Source organism: Acetatifactor sp. (genome assembly GCF_982438285.1).
In genome coordinates, this window is the sequence record NZ_CEWDFQ010000095.1 from 1 (window position 1) to 9,876 (window position 9,876).

General features: G+C 48.9%; 12 protein-coding genes. 9 read left to right on the forward strand and 3 right to left on the reverse strand.

The features are described from left to right. Together dapB and AC1WIP_RS06495 are read left to right on the forward strand one after the other, a co-directional pair. The coding region (gene dapB, locus AC1WIP_RS06490) for a 4-hydroxy-tetrahydrodipicolinate reductase (RefSeq protein WP_481141081.1) at positions 1–724 on the forward strand (724 nt) is incomplete at its 5' end. 31 nt (positions 725–755) lie between these two features. After that, positions 756–2,708, forward strand: coding sequence for a fructose-1,6-bisphosphatase (locus AC1WIP_RS06495; protein WP_481141083.1), 1,953 nt, complete (start codon positions 756–758; stop codon positions 2,706–2,708). Between the two features lie 30 nt (positions 2,709–2,738). On the opposite strand, the gene AC1WIP_RS06500 is transcribed toward AC1WIP_RS06495, so the two are convergent. After that, positions 2,739–3,212: an N-acetyltransferase family protein gene (locus AC1WIP_RS06500; RefSeq protein WP_481141084.1), complete on the reverse strand. Its 474-nt coding sequence runs from the start codon at positions 3,210–3,212 to the stop codon at positions 2,739–2,741. A gap of 155 nt (positions 3,213–3,367) precedes the next feature. After that, positions 3,368–3,778: a hypothetical protein gene (locus AC1WIP_RS06505; protein WP_481141085.1), complete on the reverse strand. Its 411-nt coding sequence runs from the start codon at positions 3,776–3,778 to the stop codon at positions 3,368–3,370. A 160-nt stretch (positions 3,779–3,938) separates the two neighbouring features. On the opposite strand from AC1WIP_RS06505, the gene hisA reads away from it, so the two are divergent. The 4 genes from hisA to AC1WIP_RS06525 all read left to right on the forward strand — a co-directional run bounded on the left by hisA (position 3,939) and on the right by AC1WIP_RS06525 (position 7,428). Further along, complete coding sequence (hisA, locus tag AC1WIP_RS06510) at positions 3,939–4,715, forward strand: phosphoribosylformimino-5-aminoimidazole carboxamide ribotide isomerase (RefSeq protein ID WP_481141086.1); 777 nt, start codon at positions 3,939–3,941, stop codon at positions 4,713–4,715. Positions 4,716–4,910: 195 nt separating this feature from the next. Beyond that, a complete protein-coding gene (locus AC1WIP_RS06515; protein WP_481141093.1) occupies positions 4,911–5,960 on the forward strand; it encodes a PTS sugar transporter subunit IIC in 1,050 nt (349 codons plus the stop codon). A 168-nt stretch (positions 5,961–6,128) separates the two neighbouring features. Then, positions 6,129–6,854, forward strand: coding sequence for a peptidoglycan DD-metalloendopeptidase family protein (locus AC1WIP_RS06520; RefSeq protein WP_481141087.1), 726 nt, complete (start codon positions 6,129–6,131; stop codon positions 6,852–6,854). Positions 6,855–6,897: 43 nt separating this feature from the next. Next, a complete protein-coding gene (locus AC1WIP_RS06525) occupies positions 6,898–7,428 on the forward strand; it encodes a bactofilin family protein (RefSeq protein ID WP_481141088.1) in 531 nt (176 codons plus the stop codon). A 37-nt stretch (positions 7,429–7,465) separates the two neighbouring features. Here the strand turns inward: AC1WIP_RS06525 and AC1WIP_RS06530 are convergent, their stop codons facing one another. Then, positions 7,466–7,753, reverse strand: coding sequence for a YerC/YecD family TrpR-related protein (locus AC1WIP_RS06530; RefSeq protein WP_481141089.1), 288 nt, complete (start codon positions 7,751–7,753; stop codon positions 7,466–7,468). A 206-nt stretch (positions 7,754–7,959) separates the two neighbouring features. Between AC1WIP_RS06530 and AC1WIP_RS06535 the strand changes: the two genes are divergently transcribed. From AC1WIP_RS06535 to AC1WIP_RS06545, 3 genes are read left to right on the forward strand one after another with little or no spacing between them, the layout of a single operon-like run. Beyond that, entirely contained in the window at positions 7,960–8,595 is a 636-nt protein-coding gene (locus tag AC1WIP_RS06535) for a DUF1836 domain-containing protein (protein WP_481141090.1), read from the forward strand. Positions 8,596–8,615: 20 nt separating this feature from the next. Then, a complete protein-coding gene (locus AC1WIP_RS06540; RefSeq protein ID WP_481141091.1) occupies positions 8,616–9,335 on the forward strand; it encodes a phosphatase in 720 nt (239 codons plus the stop codon). Further along, positions 9,332–9,751, forward strand: coding sequence for an HIT family protein (locus tag AC1WIP_RS06545; protein ID WP_481141092.1), 420 nt, complete (start codon positions 9,332–9,334; stop codon positions 9,749–9,751). Before AC1WIP_RS06540 ends, AC1WIP_RS06545 begins: the two co-directional genes overlap by 4 nt. The last annotated feature ends 125 nt before the right edge of the window (positions 9,752–9,876 follow it).

Here is a 9,876-nt window from a genome sequence, read left to right on the forward strand (position 1 = left end):
GGTAATCAGCGCTCTGGTGGAGGAGGATAAGGAGACCTGCATGGCGGCGGGAATCGATATCAGAGACAGCGGACGCAATCCCTATCCCGTGTATTCCGATCTGTGGGACTGCAATGTGGAGGCGGACTGCCTGATCGACTTTTCCACGGCTTCGGCGGTGGACAGTGTTTTAAAATACTGTGTGGAAAAAGAGCTTCCCTGTGTGCTGTGCACCACGGGACTGAGTGAAGAGCAGATCAAGGGGGTGGAGGAAGCTGCGGCAAAGACTGCAATCTTGCGCTCCGCCAATATGTCTCTGGGGATCAATCTGCTGTTTAAGCTGTTAAAGACGGCCGCAAGGACACTGGCTGAGGCAGGCTTTGACATGGAGATTGTGGAAAAGCACCACAGGCTGAAGCTGGACGCTCCCAGCGGCACTGCCCTTGCTCTGGCGGACGCCATCAATGAAGAATTTGGCAACGAGTACGAATACGTATATGACAGAAGCCCAAGGCGCCAGAAGCGGCCCGACAAGGAGATCGGCATCAGTGCTGTCAGAGGCGGCACCATTGTGGGAGAGCACGATGTGATTTTTGCGGGAGAGGACGAGGTGATCACCTTTTCCCATCAGGCTTTTTCCAAGGCTGTGTTTGGAAAGGGCGCGGTGGAGGCTGCAAAGTTTCTGGCGGGGAAAAGCACGGGCCTTTATCAGATGAGCGATGTGATCGACGCCAGGGTGAAATAGGAGGATCAGGGAAAGGAATGGATTGGGGCAGATGGACGAAAAGGAATTGAAGGTGCTCAGGCTTTTATCGCACCAGTATAAAAATACGGCGGCGGCATCCACGGAAATCATCAATCTGCAGTCGATTATGAATCTGCCGAAGGGGACGGAGCATTTCCTGACGGATATTCATGGGGAATATGAACAGTTTAACCATGTGCTGAAAAACGGCTCCGGTTCCGTGCGCAGAAAAATTGACGAGGAGTTTGGAAACACCATCAGCAGCCGGGACAAAAAAAGCCTTGCCACCCTGATTTATTATCCGGAGGAGAAGCTTGAGATTGTACAGAAGGAGGAGGAAAATTTAGAGGATTGGTATAAAATTTCCCTTCATCGTCTGGTTCAGGTCATTAAACGGGTTTCCTCCAAATACACCCGCTCCAAGGTCAGAAAGGCGCTGCCCAAGGATTTTGCCTATGTGATCGAGGAACTGATTACAGAAAAGGAGGAGGTGCAGGACAAGGAGGCTTACTACAACGAAATTCTCCACACGATTATACGTATTGGCCGGGCACCCCAGTTTATCACGGCCTTAAGCCATCTGATTCAGCGTCTTGTCATCGACCATCTTCATATTGTAGGGGACATTTATGACAGGGGGCCCGGCCCCCACATTATCATGGATACCCTCTGTGAGTATCACTCCGTGGATGTGCAGTGGGGGAATCATGACATTGTGTGGATGGGAGCGGCCAGCGGCCACATGGCCTGCATTGCCAATGTGGTGAGGATGGCGGCCCGCTATGGAAATCTGGCAGCCTTAGAGGACGGCTACGGGATCAATCTTCTGCCTCTAGCCACCTTTGCGCTGGAGACCTATTCTGATGTGGACTGCAGTGTTTTTGCCATAAAATACAATACGGATTACAATACAAAGGATTTGAGCCTGGACACCAAAATGCACAAGGCCGTAGCTGTGATGCAGTTTAAGCTGGAGGGACAGCTGATCATGCGCCACCCGGAATTTCATATGGAGGAGCGGATGCTTCTGCACCGCATTGACTATGAAAAAAAGACGGTTACAGTAAACGGAAGAGAGTATGCCATGCTGGATATGGATCTGCCCACGGTGGATCCGGCGCATCCCTATGACCTGACCGAGGAGGAGGCAAAGGTCATGGTGCGCTTACAGCAGGCATTCATGAAGTGTGAAAAGCTGCAGAGACATGTACGCTTTTTGTTCGCCAAGGGGGGCATGTACAAGATTTACAACGGAAATCTTCTCTATCACGGCTGCGTGCCCTTAAACCCGGACGGAAGCTTTATGAAGGTGGAAATCGGCGGAAAGGAGTACAGCGGAAAGGCACTGTACGATATTTTGGAGTACTACGCAAGAAGGGGATATTACGCAAAGGAAGGAAACGAGAGAATCTCAAGCCAGGATATGTTCTGGTATATCTGGGCGGGGCCGGGCTCTCCTGTATTTGGAAAGGAGAAGATGGCTACCTTTGAACGTTATTTTGTGGCGGACAAGGAAGCCCATGAGGAGAAGAAGAACAGCTATTACAGCCTTTTAGAGCAGGAGGAGGTGATAAACCGCATTCTTGCAGAGTTTGGGCTTAAGACACAGGACGCCCATATTGTAAACGGCCATGTGCCGGTGGAGCAGATACATGGTGAGTCACCTATCAAATGCGGGGGCAGGCTTTTGATCATCGACGGAGGATTTTCCAAGGCATACCAAAAGAAAACAGGCATAGCCGGGTATACGCTGGTATGTAATTCCAGAGGAATGCGGCTGGTGGCCCACGAGCCCTTTGAGTCTGCGGAGGCTGCCATAAAGAAGGAGTCCGATATTTTTTCAGATTCCATTGTGGTGGAAAGCTTTCACACCCGGAAAATGGTGGCGGATACGGATACGGGAAAGGAGATAAAGGAGAGTATCTTTTATCTGGAGGAGCTTCTGGAAGCCTACAGAGAGGGCACGATCATGGAAGAGGTGTAAAGCAGGACTGCCTGCCCGCAGGCATGGAGGTCATTTTAAAATGACCTCCATGCCTGTTTTTTGTGGCTTCAGTCCGCAGGATTCATAGAATTTCATGGCCCCCTGGTTGCAGCTCCAGACATTTAGGGTCACATTATAGCAGCCGCTTTCTTTGGCGTAATTCAGCACATGATCGTAAAGACTGCGTCCGATGTGGTGCCCGCGGAGGGTTTCATCCACACACAGGTCGTCGATGTAGAGCGTTTTGATATCCGTGAGAATGTTGTTGTCCGGATATTGCTGAAAGACGCAGAAGGCGTAGCCAAGTACACGTCCGTTTTCGTCTGCGGCTACGAAAATGGGACGGCTGTCATCCGCAATCAGGTCCTTTAACTGCTGGTCCGTGTATTTTTTTGCACCGTATTTAAAAAGATCCGGACGGCCCCTGTGATGTACCAGGCACACCTGCAGCAGCAGACGGTTGATATCCTCCATGTCTTTTTCCTGTGCTCTTCTGATTTCCATGTTGTTGTCCTCCTGTTATGCTCTTTCCTTATCATAGCACAAATTCTGGCTTCCTGACACTATTTTTTGATCTCAGAAAAGGCATCGGAAAAACAGCTAAAAAACAGGGAGAAGGCTGACAAAGGGCCTTTTCCCTGTTTTGTGAGATCAAGTGATTAAGGAGCGGCGGTGGTGGCAGTTGTGGTGCTATTGTTGTCCCCATCGCCCACCAGATCGTTGGTGATATCGGAAACGCCGTCTGCTGCATCTTCAACCATATCGCCTACGGCATTTCCGGCATCATCCAGCACAGAGCCGTTTCCATCACCGGCGTTTGTCTCATTGCCATCGTTTACCGCGTTGTCCGTCCCGTTGGCGGTGCCTGCAGTATTTTCGTCATTCATGGTGCTGTCGCCTGCGTCATTTGTATTTGTATCGGCAGCAGAGCTGCTTGTTTCATTCTGAGTGCCGCTTCCGGCCAGGCTGCCGGAATTGTCACTGTTTTTGTCATTGTTGGTGCAGGCTGTGGCCATACACATGTAGGCAAGCACCAAGCCCAGTACAAGAAGCTTTTTTCCTTTTTTCATATTGTCCTCCATTTCAGTTTCTAACCAGTTGAATATGAGTCTGTGCAAAATGCGCTTTGGCTGGCTTGTGAATAGTATGTGTATCATACGAAAATATATACAAACAGTAGTCAACAAATTTTTTTTCGTGTAAAATGGATACAAAAGGAGTGGAGGGAAAATGGAATTCAGACCCTGTATTGACATACATAACGGGCAGGTAAAGCAGATTGTTGGGGGAAGCTTAAGAGACGAGGGCGATCAGGCCCGGGAAAATTTTGTTTCCTCCAAGGATGCAGGCTATTTTGCACAGCTGTATCAAAAAGCCGGCATAAAGGGCGGACATGTGATTCTGCTAAACGGCGTGGACAGCGAATATTATGAGAAAACAAAAAAACAGGCGCTGCTGGCCCTTGGAGCATACCCTGGGGGGCTGCAGGCAGGCGGGGGCATTACCCCGCAAAATGCGGAGGAATTTTTAAAGGCGGGCGCCTCTGCTGTGATTGTAACCTCCTATGTTTTTCAAAACGGCGAAATCCGCTATGACAGACTGAAGGAGATGTGTCTGGCGGTGGGAAGGGAACACCTTGTGCTGGACGTGAGCTGCCGTAAGACAAGAGAGGGGTATCTGGTGGTGACGGACCGCTGGCAGAAGCTTACTAAGGAAAAGCTGGAAACGGCCCTTCTTGAGCGGCTGGAAGAATACTGCAGCGAATTTTTGGTACATGCCGTGGACGTGGAGGGAAAATCAAAGGGCATTGAAAAAGAAGTGGTAACACTTTTGGGAAAATATGAGGGAAGGCCCGTCACCTATGCAGGCGGCGTACACAGCTACGAGGATATTGGACTGATCAAAAAGCTGGGGAAAAACCGGGTGAACGTGACGGCGGGCAGCGCCCTTGATCTTTTTGGGGGAGCGCTTTCGTGGAAGCAGGTGCTTGCCATGTGCAAGGAGTAAACAGCTGCTTCCGGAACTGTTACGAGTGTGGAAGAGAATATGCTTCTGGCTCTTGATTTCTGTTTAGATGTGTGATAGGATGTCATTTGACTGACAAGACAGATGACTTTACAAGAAACTATACAGAAAAAAGGAGCATATATTATGGAAAAGGAAGTTTTGGAAGAAAGGCAGGCCTTTGACAAGAAGGAGGTCTTGCAAAAAGTGCAGAAATGTCTGAATGAAATCTTTATTGACGGCTTAAGCGGCATGGCCCTGGGATTATTTTCCACGCTGATCATCGGCACAATCCTTGCCCAGGTGGGCAGTCTCATGGGAGGCGGACTGGGGGAGCGGCTTATTGTCATCAGCAATGTGGCAAAAACCCTGACAGGCGCTGGAATCGGCGTGGGCGTGGCTTGTAAGTTTAAGGAGGGTCCTCTGGTGACGGTGTCCGCCGCTGCGGCGGGAATGATAGGCGCATTCCCCGGCGTAACCTCCATGGAGGCCTTTACTTTGGGTGCTCCGGGAGAACCCCTTGGAGCGTTTATTGCTGCCCTTGCAGCCATCAAAGCAGGACATCTCATAGCGGGAAAAACGAAAGTGGATATTCTTGTGACGCCCCTTTGCGCCATATTGGCAGGCGCAGTGCTGGGCTTTGTGGCGGGCCCTCCGATAACGGCCTTTATGGGCTGGCTGGGAGCCCTGGTGAACTTCAACGTAGAAAGACATCCGGTGATCGGCGGAATGATTGTATCCGTGTTGATGGGCATGATACTGACCCTTCCCATCAGCTCTGCGGCCATCGGGGTTTCCATGAATATAAGCGGTCTTGCCGCGGGAGCGGCTACTGTTGGCTGCTGCTGTAACATGGTGGGCTTTGCGGTGGCCAGCTTTCGGGAAAATAAAATGGGAGGACTCATTGCTCAAGGAGTGGGTACCTCCATGCTGCAGGTGCCCAATATTGTAAAGAAGCCGGCGATCTGGCTTCCTGCCATTGTCTCCAGTGCGATTTTGGGCCCCATAGCGTCGGCGGTTCTTGGAATGACCAGCACACCAGTGGGCTCAGGGATGGGCTCTGCCGGCTTTGTGGGACAGTTTGCAGCTTATGAGTCTATGACGGCCGGGGGAATGAGCGGCCCCTGGGCGCTTTTTCTGATCGCGGTCATGCACTTTATTCTTCCGGCTCTGATTGCTTTTGCTGTGTCAGAATGGATGAGGAGGAAAGGGGTTATTGCACAAGGGGACATGTCTTTGCAGCTTTAAAGCAAATTTGAAATTGTGCAATACATACAAAAAAATGCCCTATTTTTAAGGAAAAATAATGTAAAATGGGAAATTTCTTTGGAAAAATGTTACAAAAATGTTAACTAAACGTTGATGTAAAGAGTCACCTGTGGTAAAATGAGATAGTTTACCGGAGGTGACTTTTATATGGAATCCAAAAAGCATAAACGAAAGACAAACCATGTGGTAATTGTTACATCCGATGCAGTTGACGCAAATGTAAGGCAGTTTCGGATTAAACCATGGCTGCTGCAGACCATTATCGTAATTCTCTGCGTTGTCCTGGGAGCCTTCATCGGTTATTTTATTTATGAGGAGAGGATTTGGGTAGACACCTGGAAAACAGTAAATCAGAAAAATACGGACTTGACGGATCAGATCACTCTGCTGGAGGAAGAAAAGCAGGAGCTGGAGGCACAGGTGGAAAGTCAGAATGAAAAAATTCAAATTCTGAGTGAAACGGTGAATCAAAAAACCCAGAGCGAGAGTGAGCTGGCCAGACAGCTGGAGGAGCAGAGCCTTCCCACGGAGTTTCCGCTGACAGGCTCAGCATCCATGGAGGAGGCCCAGGAGGGCGATCCCATCTGTGTTTTCACAGCCTCGGCAGGCACTATGGTGGTAGCTGCCGCCAGCGGCACGGTGACGGCTGTCAACGACGATGGGGAATACGGGCATAATGTCTGGATCGACCATGGAAACGGATATGTGACCATTTACAGAAACCAGGGGGACGTGATGGTAAACCAGGGGGATTCTGTGGTACAGGGGACAACACTGTTTCTGATCGGAGAGGAAAATACAAAGCTTGGCTACCAGATGATGAAGGATGGCGCGTATATTAATCCAATGGATATGCTTGCCATCAGCGGTTAAGGAACGGTTTCAGGAAAAGCAAGGCTGCATAAGGAGGAAGATTATGTTGGGACAAAAGGATACGGAAGTAAAAATCAGCACCATACTTGGAAGCGACTCGGAGTGTACCGGCAATTTTAGTGCGAAGGGGTCGGTGAGGCTGGACGGGAAGGTGAGCGGAGACGTGACCGTGACAGGAAAGCTGATCATTGGCGCCACAGGTTCTGTATATGGCAATATTACGGCTGCCTCTGTTATGATTGGCGGGGAGGTTCAGGGTGATGTGAATGCGCCTGAAAAAACAGAGCTGACCTCCACAGCCAGAGTATTCGGAGACATCTCTACCAAGGTTATTGTGATCGATGAAAATGCGGTATTCCAGGGTGGGGTGAATATGAATCAGGAGGCTTCCGAAAAAAGGCCCAAGCCCAGTCCGAAGGCTGTGCGCGCCGGGAAAAAATCCGCCAAGGCTGCCCTGGAGGAGGCATTAAAAGAGGTGGAGGAGGAAGCTAAAAGAGAAGAAACGGCAGATGCATCCTTACGGGAGAACACAGACGTAGCGGGGAATGAGGCTTCTTTGAACGATGGAGAGTAAAAAACAGACGCCATGCTGTAATGCGGGCGTCTGTTTTTTACTTTCCCATTCTGTCAAATACAAGCTCGTAGCCGTCATTTCCATAATTTAAGGATCGGTTGACACGGCTGATGGTGGCCGTGGAGGCTCCTGTTTTTTCGGCTATCTCCAGATAGGTTTTGCCACACTTAAGCATAGCGGCAACCTCGAACCGCTGGGAAAGGGAAAGCAGTTCATTGACCGTACACAGATCCTCAAAAAAACTGTAGCATTCCTCGCGGCTCTCAAGGCTCAGGATGGCATCAAACAAGGAATCTACCGCTTCTGTCTTGATTTTTTTGTTCATAAATAAAGCACCTCACCGTTTGCCTTTTTCATGGTCATTTTATCATATTAAAGTTGTAAAGTAAAGTGAGGCCGGGAAAGAATTCCTTAAATTATCGAGAAAAGATTGTAAAATAAAGTGTTGTCATGTAGTATTGAATACTATATAATATAACTGATGCGGTGCGAAAGAGGACAGCCGCAAAGAAGGAAGGGGCTTAGGGTTACATGACGATTGATTCTGACGATTTATTAAACAGCATAATGTCAAGCCTGGACAGAATTGAAGTGATCAAGCCGGAGGACATTCCCAATATTGACCTTTATATGGATCAGGTCACTACCTTTATGGATGGGAAGCTGCGTTCCTCTGCCAGATATCCGGAGGAGGATAAGATTCTAACAAAGACAATGATCAATAACTATGCCAAAAACGATCTGCTTCCGCCTCCTGTAAAAAAGAAATATTCCAGAGAGCATGTTCTTCTGCTCATCTTTATTTATTACTACAAAAACATTTTGTCCATCAGCGATATACAGGCGCTGCTGTCTCCTATATCCCGGCAGTTTTTCCAGAACGGAAAGGAATTCAATCTGGAAAGCGTCTACAAGGAGGTATTTGCCTTGGAAAAGGCTCAGGTGGAGGCACTGAAGGCGGATGTGCTTGAAAAATATAAGCAGTCAGAGGAAACCTTTCAGAATGCGCCTGAGGAAAGCGGGGATTTTCTGCGGAAATTTGCCTTTATCTGTATGCTTGCATTTGATGTCTATGTAAAAAAGCTGATCATTGAAAAGATGGTGGATGGCCTGAGTGCGTCTCAGGCTGGATCTGGTGGGGACAAGCACGAGACGAAAAAGAAATAAGGAAACAGGATGGGACAAAAATGAAAATGGTGATGGACCTGCATACGCATACTATGGCAAGCGGCCATGGGTACAGTACTTTAAGGGAAAACATAGAGGCGGCAAAGGAAGCGGGACTTTTGTTTCTGGGGTTGAGCGAGCACGGACCGGCAATGCCCGGCGGACCCCACGTTTTTTTCTTTTCCAACTATAAAGTGATTCCCAGACAGTATGGAGACCTGCGGCTTTTATGCGGCATTGAGGCCAATATTATGGATTATGAGGGTCATCTGGACATTGACGGCGCCCTTCAGGAGAAAATGGATTATATCATTGCCAGCCTCCATGTGCCCTGTGTGAAGCCAGGAAGCGTAGAGGAAAATACAAAAGCCTGCATCATGGCTTTGAAAAATCCTTTTGTGAAAATCCTGGGGCATCCGGATGATTCCAGATATCCATTAGATTATGAAATGCTGGCCCAGGCGGCGGCAAAGGAGAAAAAGGTGCTGGAGGTGAACAACTCTTCCCTGCATCCCCTGTCTGCAAGAAAGGGCGGAAGGGAGAACATTACGGAGCTTTTAAAGGCCTGCAGAAAGTATGGGGTTTCTATCCTTTTGGACACAGACAGTCATATTTGTTATGATGTGGGACGTTTTGACGCAGCGCTTGCGCTGATTGAACAGGTGGGTTTTCCGCCGGAGCTGATCTTAAACAGGAGCCCTGAGAATATCGCCAGGGTGATAAGGGAGGACAGAATATGAAGGATATAAATTGCGGTTACTGCATGAGAGGAGAGCTGCTGGAAAAGTTTGGAATTTTTATCTGCGAGCTTAAGGTAAGCAGCCTGATTTTGTTTAAGGAGCAGAGCAAGCCCGGGCGGTGCATTGTTGCCTATAAAGACCATGTAAGTGAGATCGTGGATATTTCCGAACAGGAGAGAAATGCGTTTATAGAGGACGTAGCCCATGCGGCAAGAGCCATTCACGCGGCATTTCATCCCGACAAGCTTAATTACGGCGCTTACGGAGATACAGGCTGCCATCTGCATATGCACCTGGTGCCCAAGTATAAGGACGGGGATGAGTGGGGAGGAACCTTCCAGATGAATCCTGGAAAAACCTTTCTTTCCGATGAGGAATACCAGCAGATGATAGAGAAGATCAAGGCAAATCTATAAAACAGAAGCTGTGCCAGGCACTTTTTTGGAGGATTTTCATAGGATAAAGCAACACCATAAAGGGAGTTCCTATGAAAAAGAAATGTTTAAAAAGGGCCGGTGCGGCGGCGCTGGCCGTACTTATT